We start from the raw sequence: 19,682 nt of genomic DNA on the forward strand, positions 1-19,682 counted from the left end.
CCTTCATCAATCTCAATCAGGAAAATACCCCCGGACCATGAACCATATACCATCCACATCCGTCCGTCTTCGTCATAAAAAACATCCGGATCGATACAGTTTGGCCAGTTATTGTTGTCATAAGCTGCCGCTGTATATGGGCGTGGGTCAGTTCCCATCAGTTCTTCGAGACTGCCATCTTTAACATCATGGTAGCTGTATCCGGAATACAGAAAAGTATCCTCGTAGTGATACGGACCTTCGATATTGTCTGCAGTTGCGAAACAGATATTGGATTTCACATAAGAGGATGTGGTACAGAAATACATCACATATTTTCCCATCTTTTTATTGTAGATCACATCTGGTGCCCATACGGAATAACCGCCTTCTTCATTCTTTCCCACATAGGTAAAAGCTGCCGGATTTCCTTCTTCTTCTCCGTCGAAAAGGTTATCAAACAATGGATTCTGCACATTTACTCCTGATGAAAAACTGGTCCAGTTCCTCAGGTCTGTGGACTTCGCAGACTCCATGTGGGAGCCAAAAATATAGTAAGTTCCGTTATCCTTGATGATGGACGGATCGTGTACGGAAACCCCTGCAGAGAAGCCACCTTTTTTTATCCGACTTTCAATATCAACTGTATTTTCCATATCTTTATCTGTTTCTTTCATTTCCACATCATCTGCGGGTTCTGTACTTTCTGCTTCAGCAGTTTCCGCAGTACTGTCAGCAGTTTCCGCAGCATATATTCCCTGTGATCCCAGAATCATCATGCCAGTCAGACCCAGGATCATACCCCATTTTTTTCTCATACCATTCTCCAATTTTCCAAATGTTTATCCCATATTGATTATTTATTATCCTGTTACTATTCAGTCGTTTCTCATCCTGCAAGGATACTGAACAGTTACGTTATTTCTTAATCCTCGTAAGAAAATACCGGCGCTCCCGTCTTTTCATCCCAGCGAATTTTCATCAGCATCGCATGGCGGTTTGGATTATACAGCGGATCGCCTATGATCTCTGCCTCTGTTCTTGCATGGTAAACCATAATCGGATTTCCTTCTTCGTCTACCGTGAAAGAATTATGTCCCGGGCCATAGATTTCTCGAGATTCATCTGTACAAAGAACAGGATAGCGTTCCTTTGTCCATGATTTCGGATCAAGAAGATCAGAATCCTCATCTGCTGTCAGCATTCCCATGCAGTACGCGATACCTGTTTCAGATGCAGAATAAGTCAGATAGATTTTTCCGTCATGGTGAATCACTGCTGGGCCTTCATTTACCCAGAATCCAACTCTCTCCCAGTCATAATCTGGTGTGGTAAGCAATACCTGAACCGTTCTCAGTTTGTACGGGGATTCCATTTCGCCAATATAAAGATTGGAAATCTGTTTGCCTACACCGACTTTTTCTGCCCATACATAGTAATGCTTTCCCTTATTTTCAAATACAGTTGCATCCAGGGAAAATGCTTCAAAAGAAAATTCGTCCTCATTGGCACGTCCCATTTTGCCCTTCTCTGTCCAGGTTCCTGTAATCGGATCTGCATCGGCACATTCCAGCACATATGGACGGATTGCCCAGATATCGTCCTTATCTCCACCGGCAAAATAAATGTACCATTTACCATCCAGATAATGGAGTTCCGGTGCCCAGATATGTTCGCTCATAATTCCTTTTTTATGTTTCTCCCAGACTGTTACTTCTTCCGCGTCTTTCAGTCCTGCCAGAGTTTCGCTTCTTCTCAGTACGATACGGTCATAAGCCGGTACGGATGCTGTAAAATAATAATTTCCATCTGTATGGCGGTATACATATGGGTCTGCTCTCTGTAAAATCCATGGCTCATTGTACTTAAGTTCTTCACTCATTGTCTGTGTCCCCCTTTTTTCGTTCATTTGTCTTTGTTTTCATTTTTATTTTAGATTTATATAAAGTATTTTTTATATATTTAAAATTGTAACGCATTTTTTAGAAAATAGCAACTATATTTTTTCTTTCTTTGCATTGCACATTTTTTTCATATTCGCTATAATTTACCATAAACTTATAAATCAGAAAGGGAAATCCGTTATGTTATATATTAAAAGTCTGGAACAGGCGGTTCCTGTCTTCAAGGCACTTGGTTCTGAGATTCGCGTACGACTGATCCAAACGCTTCTTGAACATCAGGAAATGAACATGAATGAACTGGCTGCCAGTCTGGGAATCACCAACGGCGCCCTGACCAGCCATGTAAAGAAACTGGAAGAAACCGGAATTCTCGCTATCCTGCCAGAGCATTCCGGTCACGGCAACCAGAAAGTCTGCCGTATCAATGTCGATAAGATTCTGGTAGATGTTGCCACTAACAACGAAAGTCCGGCTGAGAACAGTTATTCTATTGATATTCCGATCGGCAATTATTTTAATTACTCTGTTTATCCGACCTGCGGTCTTTCCACTACCGAGAACCTGATCGGCGAGGTAGATGATCCCCGTTATTTTGCTCATCCAAGCCATGTAGATGCCAGAATTTTATGGTTTGGACGCGGATTTATCGATTACCGTATTCCAAATATGCTTCCACCAGGGCAGAAGATTGACCGTCTGACCCTCTCTTTTGAAATCAGTTCAGAAGCACCTGGTGTTAACAGCGACTGGCCTTCCGATATTTCATTTTTCCTGAACAATACGAAAGTTGGAACATGGACAAGCCCAGGAGACTTTGGTGATGTTCATGGAATGTTTACGCCTGACTGGTGGTTTCCGAACTGGAATCAGTACGGTCTCTTAAAGATGTTGGTCATTGACCGACATGGTACTTTTATTGACGGTTTGAAGATTTCAGATGTCAACACCCAGCAGCTTACTTTCACCTCCCAGGATGATATTGTATTCCGCTTCCAGGTGGATGAGCCATCCCAGAATATTGGCGGACTGACACTCTTTGGTAAAGATTTCGGAAACTATAATCAGGATATCAATGTAAAAGTGCATTACACGCCAAACGTATAGTCACACATCCAAAAGATGTATCACTACACCAAAATGTATCATTGCAAAAAAGACATATCATCGCAAAAACATAGTATTACAAAAAGACAGGGAATTGCGGATTTTCACAAATTTCCCTGTCTTTTTCATTTTAGTCAATCGGATATTCCCATAATTCTACTCTTTGTAACGCACCCAGATGCCGTGTATTTTGTCATTCTCCGCGCATCCAGACTCTCATCTGGTTTTCTCCGCGGTTCCCCCATGTGTAATACGGTACAGCTGTCAATGTTGCCAGTGTTCTCACAGGTGCCACCTCACTGTACAGCGAATCCCCTACTGTTTCCAGTTTACGGGCTTTGATTTTCAGAAGAACGCAGCCTTCCAGAAGGCCTTCCTCGCAGACTTCTGCCTCTGCTTTTGCATCCTCAAAAATATGATAGGACTGAAGCAGTCCCGGATTATCCACACCCTCAAAACAATAAACGATCGGTCCGCGCATAAATGCCACGCAACCTGCATCTTCTCTCACCTTCAGATTTGCATAAATCTTACGGATTCGCATTGGGAAAACAACCTCTACTTCGTCTTTTTCCCACACTCGTTTCAGAATCAGATAACCTTTTTCCACATCTGCACTGATATTTTCCACTTTTCCATTGATGCGCACCTGAACAGAGCCCGGACGCGCCCAGGATGGAATATGAATTCCCAGAATGGTTTCTTCCTCTGTTTTTCCGGTCACATGATAGGTCACTTTACCATCCCATGGATAATTACTTTCCACCGTTACATCCATCTTGTCAAAATGTGCCTCTGTCCCTGCCGGAATATGAGAATACACACCATCCTCTGTCTCGCTCCACAGATATTTTCCCAGAGACATCAGAAGACGAACCACATTCGGAGGGCAACATGCACAGGTATACCAGCCCGGACGTTCCGGCAGTACATGCTTATGTCCATATAATTTTCCACTCACTCCCGGTTCTGTTTCCAGCGGATTTACATAGAAAAATCTCTTTCCATCAAGTTGCATTCCACTGATAATTCCATTGTAAAGCGCACGCTCCATCACATCCGCATAACGTCCATCCATCACATTATCAAGCATTTTTCTCGCAAAAAATACCAATCCGATAGATGCACAGGTTTCGGCATAAACCGTATCATTCGGCAGATCATAATCAATCGTAAAAGCTTCTCCGTCTACCGTACTGCCGATACCGCCTGTGATGTACATTCTCTTTTCAGTCATATTTTCCCAGAGGTCACAGCATGCCTGATAAAGTTTCTCATCCTTATAAAGAGAAGCCAGTTCTGCCATTGCCGTATACATATATACTGCACGGACACTGTGCCCTACTGCTTCTTTCTGCTCATAGACAGTCGCATGTGCCTGATTGTATTCTCTGTTATTCACATCCATATCGAAGTGAACCCAGCCTCTTTTTTCTTTTTCCTTTACAAAATAATCCGGGTCCTTTCCACGCTGTTCAATGAAATATCTGGCCAGGTTTCTGTAGTTTTCTTTGTCCGTTGCTTCATAAAGACGCAGGAGCCCCAGTTCAATTTCCTGATGTCCAGGAATTCCCGGTTCCTTGCCTTTTTCTGTCCCAAAACGTTTCTCAATATGTTCTGCCATGCGCTCCATAACATGAAGCAGACGATCTTTGCCTGTCACTTCATAGTAGGCTACCGCAGCCTCCATCATATGGCCTGCACAGTATAATTCATGGCATTCCTGCAGGTTCTGCCAGCGGTGTTCCGGTTCTTTGATAGTGAAAAAAGTATTCAGATAACCATCTTCCTGCTGTGCCTTTTCAATAATCTCAATTACTTTATCTGCACGTTCTTCCAGTTCCGGATAGGGACGTACTTCCAGTGCATATGCTACGCCTTCCAGCCATTTCGCAACATCACTGTCCTGAAAAACCATGCCATAAAATTCGCCTTCTTCCAGTCCTGCTGCAATACGGAAGTTTGCCAGCGCATGGCTTTTTTCTACTCCCGGAATCTCATCATTTAATATTTTTTCCTGATAAGGAATGACTATATCCATCACCAGTTCCTGGTATCCCTGCCAGAACTTATCTGTTACTTTCACTTTATTTAATAAACTTTCTCTGAAACCGTCTTTCATTTCTGCGCCTCCCATTTTGCCGGAAGATCCGGACATTTTCGCACCTTCTGTACAGCTCTCAGCTCCACAAAACACCCGCAGAGCCTGCACATCCCATTCATTAACCGGTCACAGGTACTGCATATGTTCAGCCTTTTTTCATAGGTCTGCTGGTCCACTTTCAGTTCTTCATCCATACGCTGAATGTATCGCGACAGATCTTCATAAAAAGATTCCTCGTTATTCTGTCCGGGCAGACATTTCCTGCACACACGCAGCTTCCCGTTCATACCTTTTCTCCCTAAATCTACTGATTGTTTTTATTATCTCACTTCCAGGTGAAGAACACTGCATTTAGGAATTGTGAATTTAATTCCCTCTGCTGTCTTTTCAACTTCATTAAATTCTTTCACACGAACCTGATCCGGTGTCTCGAAGGTGTTCATTTCATGCATTTCCCCATGTACAATCTCACCTTTTACTTCGTTCACCTGATAGTCTGTAAGAATTGTTCTGATTTCATAATCTTTCTCAAGGGAAAGGTTTGTCAGTGTGATATGTACAGTTCCGTCTTCCGCTACAGATACGGATTCTGTAAGGTTTGGTACCTTCCATTCTTCTTCCACACCGATAGTTTCTGTCTCGATAGAGCTGTCTACAAGCATCGCATCCTGATGATATTTATACATATCAAATACATGATAAGTTGGTGTCAGAATCATATCTGCGCCGTCTGTAAGAATAACAGACTGAAGCACGTTTACAATCTGCGCAAGGTTTGCCATTTTAACTCTGTCGCTGTGTTTGTTAAAGATGTTCAGAGTAATACCCGCGATCAGAGCATCTCTCATTGTATTCTGCTGATACAAAAATCCCGGATTGGTTCCCGGTTCTACGATGTACCATGCACCCCATTCATCAACAATCATACCGATCTTTTTCTCCGGATCATACTCATCCATGATGTGTCCATGACGTTCGATAAGAGTTTCCATGAACAGTGCCTTATTCAGACTCTTATACCATACTTTATCATCAAAATCAGTTGCACTTCCCTTGATTTCCCATCCTTCCGGATGTACATAATAATGAAGAGAAAGGCCATCCATATTTCCGTGAAGTTCTTTCAGGCAATGATTATGTGTAGTCTTTAATACTTCAGATGTCCATTCATAATCATCTACATTTGCACCACAGCAGATTTTGTGAATCGGATGATCTGGATGGTAATTGCGGACATAAGTCTGGTAACGGCGGTATTCATTTGCATAGAAATCAGGATTCATGTTTCCGCCACATCCCCAGTTCTCGTTTCCAACGCCAAAGAAATCCAATTTCCATGGTTTCTCATGACCATTTTTCTTACGAAGGTCAGCCATCGGGGAAACGCCCTCAAAAGTGATATACTCTACCCATTCGGACATTTCCTGTACGGTTCCGCTTCCCAGATTTCCATTTACATAAGCCTCGCATCCAAGCTGCTCGCAAAGTTCAAAGAATTCATGAGTACCAAAACTGTTATCTTCTACCACACCGCCCCAATGTGTATTAATCATTTTTTTACGTGTCTCTTTCGGTCCGATACCATCTTTCCAGTGGTATTCATCTGCGAAGCATCCACCCGGCCAGCGAAGCACCGGGATTTTGATATGTTTCAGGGCTTCTACTACATCTGTACGCATTCCGTTCTTATTTGGAATCGGAGAATTCTCACCTACATAGATTCCTTCATAGATACATCTTCCAAGATGTTCAGAGAAATGTCCGTAAATCTCTTTGTTGATTTTGCTTTGTTTTTTTGATGGATTAATTACTAGCTTAGTCATTTTTACCTCCATGATTGGTGTTTTTTGGTTTTTATTTTAGTTTTTTCTAAAATAATATACGTTATTTTGTAAGTTCATTATACACAAGTTCTACCTGATATTCAATATCTTTTCTATAAAAATTTCTTTCCTTTTTCCAACACAGACAAAGGAGTTATGACGTATCTCTTAATCTGTCATAACTCCCCCCTAATATAAAGAACCTATCAAAAAGCTACTGTCTGTTATAGCCAAAATAATTTAACATACAGTGAAATTCCGCCTTAATGCTGATGCAGGTATTTTTCTCTGGTTGCAAGACCACCTCTGATATGCCGCTCCTGCTTATTCACATCCAGAACCTGTCTGACTTCACTGGCCAGTCCCGGATTTAGCTGTTTGAGACGATCGGTACAATCCTTATGTACTGTACTCTTACTAATTCCAAATTTCTTCGCCGCCTGACGCACTGTCGCCTTTGTCTCAATAATATAATTCGCAATTTCCACTGCCCGCTCTTCGATATAATCTTTCACGGATAAGCCTCCGAAGACGCTGTTTTTACAGTGTATGCTTTAGCGCAAAATCGTATGTCCGAAGTTTTCGCTCACATAAAAACGACCGTCCTTTCGGGCGGTCGCTATATGGGATTTCCCATTTCTTATTTAAATTTAATCTCTTTCCCTTCCAGTCTCCACTGTCTGAATTCTGCGGAGGCAGATAACAGAAGGTCTGAGGATGAGTTCAGGGCTGTTTCTACGGAGTCCTGAATAACGCCGATGATAAATCCAACTGCAACAACCTGCATGGCAATATCATCTGAAATACCAAACAGAGAACATGCCAGCGGAATCAGCAGAAGGGATCCACCTGCAACACCGGAAGCTCCACATGCAGACAGAGCAGCAAGTAAACTTAAGATGATTGCTGTCGGAATATCTACGTTAATACCAAGTGTGAATGCTGTAGCCATTGTCATAACTGTAATAGTGATGGCTGCACCATCCATGTTAATCGTAGCACCAAGCGGAATAGTTACAGAATAAGTATCTCTGTCCAGTCCCATCTCTTCGCAGACTTTCATATTTACCGGAATGTTGGCTGCTGAACTTCTTGTAAAGAATGCTGTCAGCGCGCTTCTTTTCAGGCAGTGGAAAATCAGCGGATATGGATTCTGACGGATACACCAGTAAACCAGAATCGGGTTTGTTACAAAATAGATAAACAGCATACATCCTACAAGCAGAACAAGCAGTTTTCCATATGTAGTAAAGATATCCAGACCATTTGTAGATACTGTGTTAAATACCAGGCCAAAGATTCCGACAGGTGCAAGGTTAATGATCCATGTTACTACCATGGAAATTCCATCCGCAACATCAGCCAGAACTTTCTTTGTCATCTTATCTGCCGCACGGAATGCAAGTCCCAGAAGAACTGCCCACATCAGAATTCCTACATAGTTTGCATTTACCAGAGAAGATACCGGGTTTGCAACGACATTTAACAGAAGGTTATTTAACACCTCTGCAATGCCCTGTGGTGCGCTTGTATCAGTTGCTGCGTTTGCAAGTGTCAGTTTTACAGGAAATGCCATACTTGCAAATACTGCGATCACTGCTGCCAGTACAGTACTGAACATATACAGGATAATAACTGTCTTAATAACTCCTCCATGAGATTTTCCTGCGTTACACAGAGAGCTGATAACCAGGAAGAACACCAGTAACGGTGCGATTGCTTTTAAAGCACTTACAAAGACATCACCCAGAATTGCGATTCCTGTGGCCTGTGGAACTGCGATTCCAAGAATCGCACCAAGAATCAGACCAACCAGGATTCTCTTTACCAGAGCGATCTCAGTCCATTTGTCCCAAAACTTTTTCATCTCTTTACTCCTTTTTCCCTTTACTTTGTTAAAACACTGATACGTTACATTATAAGGTAAACTCACGGAATATGCAAGGGGTGCGCAGAATTTATGCTAATCGCATAAATCCGCGCCGTATGTCTCTGGATTTTGGTATATTCATGCCAAAACACCTCGCGGAATAGTAGCGTGTGAACAGTTACCATAAGGAGTCTGCTTTGGTTAAAATACCAAATTACAGACTTGACAATATCAACTGTTTAGCCTATTCTATTTCTAATAGGAGCTGGCTTTTTGCACTGGAAAAAGCTGGCTGTTTTGCTGATTTGGCACATGCTGATGACAGGGATAACGAAAACTATAAATGCAGATATAACAAATATCTGATAATGTACATGAGAAGATGGAGGTTAAATCAATGGATAACTGGAATAATGTGAAACTGGTACCGGAATTTTCAGAGCAGGGTGTAGACTGCTATCGTCTGGAGGGCGGAAACTACGAGAATGAATATTATGTAGTTTCTGAATCAGAAACAAGAAAGCTTCTGAATACACCGGAAGTAGTTGGATACGAAGTGTATCATTGTCTGATTCCGTCCACTTCTCAGATGCTCTACTATTTCAAAGAACAGAAGAAAGTAACAACCGCAAATATTCTTTCAATTCTTCGCGGCGCATTAAACTATCCGCTTGAGGAGAGCTGCTACAGAGAACATATCCGCGTTCATGATATCAGCTTCCTTTCCAGTGAACGTGTATTTAATGAAGATGAGATCGCAGGTCTGGAAATCAAATACAGCAAACTGACAATGGTACCGGACAGTACTCTGCTGATTGGTGACATCATTGCAACTGGTGAAACATTAATTCACTGTCTGCGTTATGTAACAGATTTCTACAGAGAACACGGTGCAAGACTTCGCAATATTATCATTTTTACGATTGGCGGTACTACAGGAATTACGATTCTGGAACGTCTGACGAAAGAAATCCGTGAATTCTGGCCGGAATTCGAAGGATTTATCACAGTATATTATGAGGGAATTTTCAGCACTTATCAGGATAAGGGTGTATCCGGAATCAATCTTCCTGACGTAGACTTCTACTGGAAAGATGGTATTATTGCGCCGGAATTCAGAAGAGAGACTTTGTCCATGAGAAATCCGCTGTTTGAGAAATGTATTATTTATGATGGCGGTGCAAGACGTTATGAGATTCATGAGCATGTAGAGGAAGTTCTGGAATTCTGGAAGGAAATGTTACAGCGCTCAGATCAGATTGATTTCAAAGAACTGCTTGATGAGAAATTAGGTTATGTGACACCGATCTCTTATGAAGATTGGGTAAAGGCAAATCATTATGAGAAAATCAATCCATCCGTGAATAAATGGTTATACAAACAGGAACAGGGATATATCCAGAGTATGCAGGATGTGACTCTGAAAGAGATTGCTGAAGAGCGAATTCAGGAATTTACTACTGCTTTGAAAAAATATATTATTTAACCAAATCAGAAAAGTCCCTTGCTTCAATTGCCAAGAGCAATAAACAGCGGGTAGAGATTAACATAATATAGCCGGAATTTACGATTTATGATTAATTATCGTAAACTCCGGCTATATTTTTGTCAGTTTATTCTTCAAATATCTGGAAAGTTCCCGGGTTTTCTTTTTTTGCTTTATAAAGTGCCACATCTGCGTTGTACAGTAAATGAAAAAGATTTACAGAGATTCTTTATAAAATGGTTAGAAATCCACCATTAATTGAACACATTTTTTCTGTATGATAAATGAGTAATTGGGAATAAGTCTGATACATTGTATAGGGGATTTTACAGGAGAAATGAAAAATGACAGATGAAGAATATTATAAATTTATACGACCATATGAAGATGCCAAGCAGATGCTTCTTACCCGTCTGGATGTGCTGAACCACAATCTTTACGGAGAAGCCTCGGCAAGACCGATCCACAATATCCAGTGCAGAATCAAAAAGAAACGAAGTATTGAAGAGAAACTTCGCCGAAAAGGAAAAGAAGAAACCGTAATCAACGCCAAAGATTATCTGCAGGATATTGCAGGTGTCAGAGTGATCTGCTACTTTGTAGATGATATCTATAATCTGACAGAACTTCTGAAAAGTCAGAGTGACCTGATTGTGATAAAAGAGCGGGATTATATCAGCAGCCCGAAGCCAAATGGTTATCGAAGTTATCATGTGATCGTAGGAGTGCCGGTATATTGTCTGGATGGGATGGAATACTTTCCGGTGGAGATACAGTTTCGAACAATGTCCATGGATTTCTGGGCAAGCATGGAACATCGTATTTCCTATAAGAAAGAACGTGCAGATAAGGAGCAGCTTAAAGATGAATTAAGAGAATATGCGAATATGCTGGTAGAAATCGAAGGACGATTTGAACAGTATAATGAAACAGATCATCAGCTAGAGAAATACCAGAGTAAATAACAAAGTAAAAGGACTTGCAGGAAGCGAACTTGGCAAAGTCGATATAACACCTTACAAATAAATCATAAAAGTCAAAAAAGGGGCTATCTATTTCTCGATAGCCCCTTTGCATAAATTACATAATCTTGCGGAACAGATCTTTCAGATCTTCTACGCCTGCATCTTTCGGGTTTCCTGGTGCGCATGCATCTGCGTGTCAGCTTCGATTGCTACTTTTCTGTACTCATCCTGAGTCATTTCAAAAATGAACAATAGCTTTTTGCTATCATTTGCTACATGTACCATAACATTAGTATACTGCTTATTATAACAAGGAATCTGCAAAACAGCCAGACATAAACGCCCAAATTATGCTATAATCCTATTATGATGTCGGAATCAAAGGTAAATCAATTTTACTCTGTTCTGACGTCCAGTCATTGTTTTATAGCAAAAGATTTCATCCACTTACAGAAGGGAGATTTTATCTTATGGATCTTATAAAAGAAGCACTTTCCATGGGCTTTGCAAATGCAGCGATCATGGATACAAAAGACCTGGTATTTGTACCGGAATACCGACAGTTTTGCGAAGACAATATGTGTGGAAATTATAATCTGGTGCCGGCATGTCCACCTGCCTGCGGCACTGTAGAGGAAATGCACGAAAGAGCAATGAAGTACGAAAAAACACTGGTTCTTCAGACTGTTTTGAAAGATCCTCTTATGGATCCAGTTCTTTTTAAACAGGCGAAACATGCGCAGAATATTCTTACAGAACAGCTCGCCAAGCGTATGCAGGAAACCGGAAAAGATGATGTTCTAATCATGAGTGCAGGTCCATATAAAAATTGTTCCTGCATGTCAGCCTACAGCGTAGATGCGCAGAAGATGGCAGATGCCGCAGGAATGATCTGCTGGGCAGACGATTCAGATGTGAGATTCTTTACTCAGATTCTGTTTCATGAATAGGCAGGCAGATTTTGTATTTCCGATGATTGCCCAAAAAGCTCATCACAAAAATAATGCAAAATACGACCGCAGTTTATCAGGAGAGGCTTGTACCCCTCCTGATACAAGTAAGTCCCCACCCACTGCTTATTGCTCTTCGCAACCTCCGCAGGGGACTTTTTTGCTATATGATTCTCATGTTACTTATGGTGTTTATCATTTTCATGCTTACTATTTCTGTGTTTATCACTTCCATGTTTATGATGGTGGTGTCCATGCTTATGTTTTTTATTTCCGCAAACCTCACAGCCAAGTTCAATTTTCCCCTGTTTCTCCTCATCCCAGGTTCCATAAGATACCATCGGTGTGTCTTTCATAATACACAGACTGATTGTCTGATAAAGGATAATCCCGCCCATCTTAGCTCTGTAGACAAACAGTTCACGTCCAAAATAATCACAGATTTTTCCCAGCACTTCTCCCTCTTTAAAGGTCTCTCCTGGCTGTTTTGCAGGATACCAGCAGCCGGACACCGGGGCATCTTCATAAATCACAGGACTTACTTCTACCGGAGGTTCACCGTGCGTATGGGACTTGCCGCAAAGAACACCAAGGTGTCTTAAGATATTCTTTACATCATGAACATCTTCTGCAACCAGATCTTCACACCAGCGGGAGCTGTGTCCACGTTCCAGCAGGATACTTGGAATCCCCATACTTCCGGCATAGTTGTAAGCTCCGCCGGTTCCATACATAGATGTTACCAGATAGTCCACATGTGCGATCTCTGCCATCTCGCGGCTCTTTGCCGCAACTTCCGGAGCAGCTGCCCCTGTACAATATACATAGGATACCAACCCCTCGAAGCCATCCCCGCAATGCAGATCGATATAATAATCTGCCTTCGGGAAAAACTCTGTCACAACAGTATAAGCGACCCTGTCACTAAGTGTACCATTCGGATTTCCAGGGAAAACTCTGTTCAGGTTTTTTCCATCCTCATAAGTAAGACTCATGGTACGGTGTTCGAATCCAGTTCGGTTCATCAGACGGATCACTATGATATTTCCTGCGATCTTCTTCGGATCCAGCTCATCTGCAAGCTGCATAGCTGCCTGAATTCCTACATATTCTGCATTATGTACCCCACCGGAGATCAGAACAGTCTCCCCCTCTTTTTCTCCACAGATCAGTGTTACCGGAATTCCGAATTCTGCCCCGATGATGTGCACAAATCCTGATACTTTCTCACCCGGTTTTGCTTCCAGGTCTGCTACTCGTAATGTTCGCATCAAATCTTCTCCTTCCACTCATTCCATCTCTGCCAGATCTTATCATCCACTGGCAGGCTCTTATTTCATTCTGTAAATTCCACTTTCAATAGTTAGTTCTATAAAACTTTTATATTTTCAAACAGGGAGCCAATACTTGAAATATCAACTCCCTGCTTTTTACTTTTACCATACGTTCACATCGGATTAATTTTCTTCTATATGCTCTCTTCCCTGATTGATAATCGTCCGCACATGATCATCTGCCAGAGAATAAAAAATGGACTTTCCCTCTCGTCGGTTCTTCACCAGTTTGTTTTGCTTCAGGATTCTAAGCTGATGGGAAATTGCAGACTGTGTCATATTCAGTGCTTTCGCAAGGTCGCATACACATACCTCTGTTTCGAAAAGCACAAACAGAATACGGATTCTTGTAGAATCTCCGAAAATCTTAAACAAATCTGCCAAATCCTCAAGTTCCGTCTCTTCTGGCATTGTTTTATTTATAATTTCCATTGAATCTTCATGAATTTCATAATAGTCACAAGCCTCGTCTTTATGTTTTTCCACGCTTTCACCATTTTCCTTCCTGTCTGCAACTGTCTGTTATTCTATAAATTTTTGTAACTGTTCAGTACCTTCACAGTTACAGGTTTTTTACAAATAAAGTACGGATTGCGTTTAATACCGCAATGATCATAACACCTACATCTGCAAAAATAGCCATCCACATATTGGCAATTCCCAGCGCACCAAGTATCAGACACAAAATCTTAATGCCAATTGCAAAATAAATATTCTCATATACAATATGAATACACTTTCTTGCAATCTTAATCGCTTTGGAAATTTTCAGCGGATCATCATCCATCAGTACGATATCTGCTGCTTCAATCGCTGCATCAGAACCCAGTGCACCCATAGCAATACCAATATCTGCTCTGGACAGTACCGGCGCATCATTGATACCGTCACCCACAAATGCAAGCTTCTCTTTTTCGGATTTCTGATGAAGTAATTCTTCTACTTTACTTACTTTATCAGCCGGAAGAAGTTCACTGTAAACTTCCTCAATTCCCAGTTCTTTTGCTACCTGATCTGCAACACGTTTAGAATCTCCGGTAAGCATAACTGTTTTCTTGATACCAGCTTTCTTCAATTCAGCAATTGCTTCTTTTGCATGAGGTTTCAGAATATCAGAAATAAGAATATGACCTTCATATCTTCCATCTACAGCCATATGAATTACTGTACCAACATGATGACATTCCTGATAGGAAATTCCAAGGCGTTTCATTAATTTTGCATTTCCTGCTGCTACAGATATACCATCCACTTTCGCAGTTACACCATTACCACTGATTTCCTCAATATTCGTTACTCTGTTTCTGTCAATTGGTTTTCCATATGCTTTCTGAAGACTCTTACTGATCGGGTGGGAAGAAGAACATTCTGCAAGAGCTGCATATTCCAGCAGTTTTTCATCTGAAATCTCATTATGATGAACTCCGCTTACTTCAAAAACACCCTGTGTCATTGTACCAGTTTTATCAAATACTACATAGCTGGTCTGTGCAAGTGTTTCCAGATAGTTGGAACCTTTAACCAGAACGCCCTGATTACTTGCTCCACCGATTCCTGCAAAGAAGCTTAAAGGAATACTGATCACCAGTGCGCATGGACAGCTGATTACCAGGAAAGTAAGTGCTCGGTAAATCCAATCACCCCACATAGCCGGTTTTCCCATGATCAAAAGTACGATCGGAGGAATAAAAGCAAGTGCAAGTGCTCCGTAGCATACAACCGGAGTATAATATTTGGCAAACTTTGAAATAAAATTCTCTGATTTTGATTTTCTGGAACTGGAATTCTCCACAAGTTCCAGAATCTTGGATACGGTAGATTCTCCGAATTCTCTGATCGTACGGATTTTCAGAACACCTGTCATATTGATACATCCGCTGATCACTTCGTCTCCGGCTTTTGCATCTCTTGGAAGGCTTTCTCCGGTCAGTGCACTGGTATTTAAAGTAGAAACACCATCAATGATCACACCGTCGATTGGAACTTTTTCTCCTGGCTGTACAACAATTACAGTACCAATTTCAACTTCATCCGGGTCTATCTGTTCAAGTTTTCCATCCACCTCAATATTTGCATAATCCGGACGAATGTCCATCAGTTCACTGATGTTACGTCTGCTCTTTCCTACTGCATAACTCTGGAAAAGTTCTCCAATCTGGTAGAACAGCATAACCGCAACACCTTCAGAATAATCTCCGAGCAGAATTGCTCCCACAGTAGCTACTGCCATCAGGAAATTCTCATCGAATACCTGTTTATTTCTGATACCTTTAAATGCCTTCTGAAGAATATCATAGCCAATTACCAGATATGGAATCATAAACAGTCCAAATCTGACATATCCATCTATCGGTAATTTAGAAAAAAGTACGATCAATACCGCCGCTACGATGATTCTGATCAGCATCTTCTTTTGCTTCTTATTCATCTTAATACCTCACTTCTTATAAAACAGGACCGCCGCCAGAACATATATCAGTGGATAACCATAACCGTCTGACATATCTCTGTGCTGCAGTCCCTCTCTGCTAATTTACGACAATTCCCGTAAATATATCATCAACAGGAATCGCTCCTGAATTAAAGATAGATTTCGCAGTCGTCTTCTACCTTCTTGCAGTTTGCCAGAACGTCTTTCATAACTGCTTTCGGATCCTGTCCTTCTTCAAATTCAACGATCATTTTCAGCATCATGAAGTTTACTGTTGCATCCTTAACACCAGCTGTATTCTTAGCAGCTTCCTCCATTTTGTTTGCACAGTTTGCGCAGTCTACGTCGATTTTGTAAGTCTTTTTCATTGTATTTTTTCCTTTCCGGCTCATGAATAGATTTTCACATCATCATATGAGCACTTGTTCATTTGTTAATTTTATTATAACAGCTTTTTATTCTCTGTCAATAACTTATTGTTAAAAAAATTGCAAATATCAAATTCTTATATCATAGGAACATTACGGAATCATTTCCTATGATATAAAAACAGAGGATACCGTCTGATTCTTCTTCCTGCTGCACCCTCTGTCTCATCTATCATTTGCGAAATGATTATAATCTTTTTATTTACTTTTCTTATGGTAGAATTTTTCGACCTTTGCCAGATATAAAATAGTAAAAGTGACACCTGACACTATCCATGATCCAATATAAATCCATACAATACATTCCATTGTTTCAAATGATGGTAAAACAACCAGAATGCAGACTACTCGAAACAGGCAGATTGTAAGTAATGTAGTAACCATTGACACCAATGTTTCTCCAAGGCCGCTGCATGCTCCTGAAAGAGCTTCTGCAACAGCATAGAATACAAAGAACGGTGCCATCATCTGCATATATCTTATAACCAGCGGTATCAATGTCGGAACGTCTTTCTGATCGATAAACAACGGTCCGATCAGTCCGGAACCGAAATAAAGGACAATACTGATAATTCCTACCGCGATCACAGATAAGCCCGTACCGATCAGGGCTCCCTTCTTTACTCTTTTCGCCTTACCGGCGCCCAGATTTTGCGCGGTATATGTAGTCAGTACAGGTCCCATGGAATCCGCTATCAGCCAGATCAGTAAATCCAGTTTATCACAGATTCCCCATGCTGCAATACTGTCAGTTCCCATTGTGTTAATACTTGCCTGAACAATAGAATTGGCAATTGGAAACAGCATGGACTGAAGAGCTAACGGGAAACCTTTGTTTATCATCATTCCCATATGCTCTTTGCAGATTCTCATAGTTCTGATTCCTATCTTTTCTTCCAGGAAATCAGATTTCACAAGAAAATATGCGGTAAGTACAACACTTACAATCTGAGAAAGTACAGTAGCTGCTGCCGCTCCTCCAACACCAGTATGCAGAAGTCCTACCAGTATGAGATCTGCAACAATATTGACCACACTGCATACGACCAGTACATATAATGGCTTTTTAGAATCTCCAAACGCACGCAAGACTCCTGCCATCATGTTATAAAGGATCATTGCCCATATTCCGCCAAAATAAATTCGGCAGTAGATCAGTGATCCTGTACGGACTTCTTCCGGAACAGACATAATATCAAGCAGCCATGGGGAAAAAACAGCCCCGGCTGCTGCACAGATAATTCCCAGAATACCTGCAAGTAAAAGAGCTGTCCGCACTGCACAATGCAGTCCTTCTTTATCTTTTGCTCCAAAATATCTGGAGATCATAATCGTCGCACCTGTTGCAAGTCCGTTCATAAAATTAAGCGGAAATTTAAAAAGCGTATGCACAGAGTCAATTGCTGCAAGTCCGATTTTTCCGCTAAACTGACCAACAATAACCGCATCAACCGTTGTGTACAACTGCTGGATCAAGCTTCCCGCAATCAGTGGAAGTACAAAAAGTAATAATGCTTTTCCTATATTTCCAGAGATCAGACTATCTTTTTTCATTATTTACTGCCCTTTTGGAACAAATGGCAGGCAACACTGTGTCCATTTTCCACTTCTACAAGATGCGGATTCTCCTTTTTGCAGATATCCATGCAATGCTCACATCTTCCCTGGAACGGACATCCCTGTGGAAGATCCAGTGGGCTCGGAGCCTCACTTTCAATACTCTCGATTGGTTTGGAAAAGTCCATATTAATATCAAATACTGCACCCATCAGTGCTCTTGTATATGGATGCATTGCTTTCATATCAAGATCTTTTCCCGGAAGAACCTCTACGAGGTTTCCAAGATACATAACGGCTACCTGATGTGCCACTAACTGAACCAGTGCAATATCATGACAGATAAAACCAAATGTGATGTTCTTTTCTCTCTGAAGCTTCGTGATCAGTTCAATTACTGTTTTCTGAACAGAAACATCAAGAGCGGAAGTTGCTTCATCCAGAACAACGATTTCCGGTTCCAGTGCCAGTGCTCTCGCGATTGCAACACGCTGACGCTGTCCACCACTCATATTGTGAGGATAACGATCCGCAAAATCTCCCGGTAATTCTACCATCTCAAGAAGTTTTCTGCAGACAGCATCCTTCTCAGATTTCTTAATCTTTTTGAAATTCATCAAAGGTTCGCACACAATATCACGAATGTTCATTTTCGGATTAAAAGATAAGGTCGGGTCCTGAAATACCATCTGAATGTTCTGACGGTTATTTCTCAGTTCTTCTCCCTTTAATTTCGTGATATCTGTACCGCGGTACAGAATCTCACCCTCTGAAGGTGTATCAAGAGAAACCAGAAATCTCATAAATGTACTCTTACCACATCCGGATTCTCCTACCAGACCCAGTGTTTCACCTTTATACATTTTCAGATTAATATCATTGTTCGCCAGCAGAGTACGTCCATGTGATGCCGCAAATCTTCTGGTTACATGTTTCGCTTCCAGTATTACTTCTCTTTTTTCAGACATATCGTTCACCTCCCCGGGATGGAACTGCCTCCAGAAGTTTTCTGGTATATTCATTCTTTGATTCTTTCAGAATATACTCTCTTGTTCCCTGGTCTTCCATTTTTCCGTTCTTCATTACAACAATATAATCTGACATGTAGGCAGCTACACCCAGATTATGGGTTACTACAATAATGCCTGTATGATAATCATCTCTGAGCTTCATCATCTGACGCACGATCTGTGCCTGCGTTGTTACATCCAGTGCAGAAGTCGGTTCATCTGCAAGAAGAAGCTTCGGCTGATAAGTCATTCCCATCGCAATACCAACTCGCTGTCTCATACCACCGGATAACTGGAAAGGATAAGATTCCATAATATTATCCGGAGACGGAAGTCTCATTCGCTCCAGCATTGCGATTCCCTTACTCCATGCCTCTTTTTTGGAAATTTTCTCATGAGTAAGAATATATTCTGTGAATACTTTTCCGACTTTACGTGTCGGATTCATCATTGCACCACTGTCCTGAAAAATCATGGAAATATCAGAACCACGAAGTTTTCTCCACTGTTCCGGTGTATAGGATAAGAGGTCTTCTCCTTCAAATGTAATACTTCCTTCTGTGACCTTACCGCCACCTGCAAGAAGTCCCAGAACAGCACGGATAACAGTGGTTTTTCCACTTCCGGATTCTCCTACCAGAGAAACGATCTGTCCCTCTTTCATATCCAGATTAAAATTCTGAACAGTTGGAACATTTTTGTAGGAGATTGTCACATTATCTAATTTCAGCATGTTT

General features: G+C 41.3%; 20 protein-coding genes. 5 read left to right on the forward strand and 15 right to left on the reverse strand.

Annotation, left to right across the window (positions count from 1 at the left end; all coding sequences use genetic code 11):
* A partial coding sequence (locus WKT11_RS18650; protein WP_340285537.1) for a family 43 glycosylhydrolase occupies nt 1–797 on the reverse strand: 797 nt, incomplete at its 3' end.
* A 107-nt stretch (nt 798–904) separates the two neighbouring features.
* Nucleotides 905–1,861 carry a glycoside hydrolase family 43 protein gene (locus WKT11_RS18655; protein WP_117676937.1) on the reverse strand — a complete coding sequence of 319 codons (957 nt, stop codon included), beginning with the start codon at nt 1,859–1,861 and terminating at the stop codon, nt 905–907.
* Between the two features lie 202 nt (nt 1,862–2,063).
* Between WKT11_RS18655 and WKT11_RS18660 the strand changes: the two genes are divergently transcribed.
* Complete coding sequence (locus WKT11_RS18660; protein ID WP_117676938.1) at nt 2,064–2,987, forward strand: ArsR/SmtB family transcription factor; 924 nt, start codon at nt 2,064–2,066, stop codon at nt 2,985–2,987.
* 193 nt (nt 2,988–3,180) lie between these two features.
* Here the strand turns inward: WKT11_RS18660 and WKT11_RS18665 are convergent, their stop codons facing one another.
* The 5 genes from WKT11_RS18665 to sstT form a co-directional block, all read right to left on the reverse strand.
* On the reverse strand, nt 3,181–5,109 hold the full coding sequence (locus WKT11_RS18665; protein WP_340285541.1) for a glycoside hydrolase family 127 protein: 1,929 nt from the start codon (nt 5,107–5,109) through the stop codon (nt 3,181–3,183).
* Nucleotides 5,106–5,378, reverse strand: coding sequence for a DUF6171 family protein (locus WKT11_RS18670; protein ID WP_117676940.1), 273 nt, complete (start codon nt 5,376–5,378; stop codon nt 5,106–5,108). The genes WKT11_RS18665 and WKT11_RS18670 overlap by 4 nt, the downstream gene beginning before the upstream one ends.
* Nucleotides 5,379–5,411: 33 nt before the next feature.
* Nucleotides 5,412–6,914 carry an alpha-N-arabinofuranosidase gene (locus WKT11_RS18675; RefSeq protein WP_340285547.1) on the reverse strand — a complete coding sequence of 501 codons (1,503 nt, stop codon included), beginning with the start codon at nt 6,912–6,914 and terminating at the stop codon, nt 5,412–5,414.
* 263 nt (nt 6,915–7,177) lie between these two features.
* On the reverse strand, nt 7,178–7,429 hold the full coding sequence (gene spoIIID / locus WKT11_RS18680) for a sporulation transcriptional regulator SpoIIID (protein WP_117676942.1): 252 nt from the start codon (nt 7,427–7,429) through the stop codon (nt 7,178–7,180).
* Between the two features lie 125 nt (nt 7,430–7,554).
* Nucleotides 7,555–8,781: a serine/threonine transporter SstT gene (sstT, locus tag WKT11_RS18685; RefSeq protein ID WP_117845387.1), complete on the reverse strand. Its 1,227-nt coding sequence runs from the start codon at nt 8,779–8,781 to the stop codon at nt 7,555–7,557.
* 200 nt (nt 8,782–8,981) lie between these two features.
* Here sstT and WKT11_RS18690 point away from each other — a divergent pair, with 200 nt between their 5' ends.
* From WKT11_RS18690 to WKT11_RS18700, 3 genes are all read left to right on the forward strand, one after another.
* The gene (locus WKT11_RS18690) at nt 8,982–9,203 is read left to right on the forward strand and encodes a hypothetical protein (RefSeq protein WP_117845385.1); all 222 of its coding nucleotides are present in this window, start codon (nt 8,982–8,984) and stop codon (nt 9,201–9,203) included.
* A complete protein-coding gene (locus WKT11_RS18695; protein WP_118630602.1) occupies nt 9,182–10,270 on the forward strand; it encodes a hypothetical protein in 1,089 nt (362 codons plus the stop codon). The genes WKT11_RS18690 and WKT11_RS18695 overlap by 22 nt, the downstream gene beginning before the upstream one ends.
* Nucleotides 10,271–10,614: 344 nt before the next feature.
* Nucleotides 10,615–11,235 carry a (p)ppGpp synthetase gene (locus WKT11_RS18700; protein ID WP_178762182.1) on the forward strand — a complete coding sequence of 207 codons (621 nt, stop codon included), beginning with the start codon at nt 10,615–10,617 and terminating at the stop codon, nt 11,233–11,235.
* Between the two features lie 150 nt (nt 11,236–11,385).
* Here the strand turns inward: WKT11_RS18700 and WKT11_RS20115 are convergent, their stop codons facing one another.
* Nucleotides 11,386–11,520 (reverse strand): hypothetical protein, encoded by a 135-nt coding sequence (locus WKT11_RS20115; protein WP_445291957.1) that lies wholly within the window; start codon nt 11,518–11,520, stop codon nt 11,386–11,388.
* 185 nt (nt 11,521–11,705) lie between these two features.
* Between WKT11_RS20115 and WKT11_RS18710 the strand changes: the two genes are divergently transcribed.
* Nucleotides 11,706–12,185 carry a DUF2284 domain-containing protein gene (locus WKT11_RS18710; RefSeq protein WP_340285554.1) on the forward strand — a complete coding sequence of 160 codons (480 nt, stop codon included), beginning with the start codon at nt 11,706–11,708 and terminating at the stop codon, nt 12,183–12,185.
* 179 nt (nt 12,186–12,364) lie between these two features.
* Here WKT11_RS18710 and WKT11_RS18715 read toward each other — a convergent pair whose 3' ends face one another.
* The 7 genes from WKT11_RS18715 to WKT11_RS18745 all read right to left on the reverse strand — a co-directional run bounded on the left by WKT11_RS18715 (nt 12,365) and on the right by WKT11_RS18745 (nt 19,678).
* On the reverse strand, nt 12,365–13,456 hold the full coding sequence (locus WKT11_RS18715) for a M14 family metallopeptidase (RefSeq protein WP_340285557.1): 1,092 nt from the start codon (nt 13,454–13,456) through the stop codon (nt 12,365–12,367).
* A 186-nt stretch (nt 13,457–13,642) separates the two neighbouring features.
* On the reverse strand, nt 13,643–13,951 hold the full coding sequence (locus WKT11_RS18720; protein WP_081017038.1) for an ArsR/SmtB family transcription factor: 309 nt from the start codon (nt 13,949–13,951) through the stop codon (nt 13,643–13,645).
* Between the two features lie 130 nt (nt 13,952–14,081).
* Nucleotides 14,082–15,947: a heavy metal translocating P-type ATPase gene (locus tag WKT11_RS18725; RefSeq protein WP_117676948.1), complete on the reverse strand. Its 1,866-nt coding sequence runs from the start codon at nt 15,945–15,947 to the stop codon at nt 14,082–14,084.
* Between the two features lie 152 nt (nt 15,948–16,099).
* Nucleotides 16,100–16,318 carry a cation transporter gene (locus WKT11_RS18730; protein WP_055053315.1) on the reverse strand — a complete coding sequence of 73 codons (219 nt, stop codon included), beginning with the start codon at nt 16,316–16,318 and terminating at the stop codon, nt 16,100–16,102.
* 258 nt (nt 16,319–16,576) lie between these two features.
* Nucleotides 16,577–17,932, reverse strand: a complete 1,356-nt coding sequence (locus tag WKT11_RS18735) for an MATE family efflux transporter (RefSeq protein ID WP_118247071.1) — start codon at nt 17,930–17,932, stop codon at nt 16,577–16,579.
* On the reverse strand, nt 17,932–18,903 hold the full coding sequence (locus tag WKT11_RS18740; protein ID WP_118247070.1) for an oligopeptide/dipeptide ABC transporter ATP-binding protein: 972 nt from the start codon (nt 18,901–18,903) through the stop codon (nt 17,932–17,934). The genes WKT11_RS18735 and WKT11_RS18740 overlap by 1 nt, the downstream gene beginning before the upstream one ends.
* Nucleotides 18,896–19,678, reverse strand: a complete 783-nt coding sequence (locus tag WKT11_RS18745) for an ABC transporter ATP-binding protein (protein WP_055053312.1) — start codon at nt 19,676–19,678, stop codon at nt 18,896–18,898. Before WKT11_RS18745 ends, WKT11_RS18740 begins: the two co-directional genes overlap by 8 nt.
* Nucleotides 19,679–19,682 lie beyond the last annotated feature (4 nt).

It is taken from the genome of Blautia sp. HCN-1074 (assembly GCF_037890165.1).
Classification (GTDB): domain Bacteria; phylum Bacillota; class Clostridia; order Lachnospirales; family Lachnospiraceae; genus Blautia_A.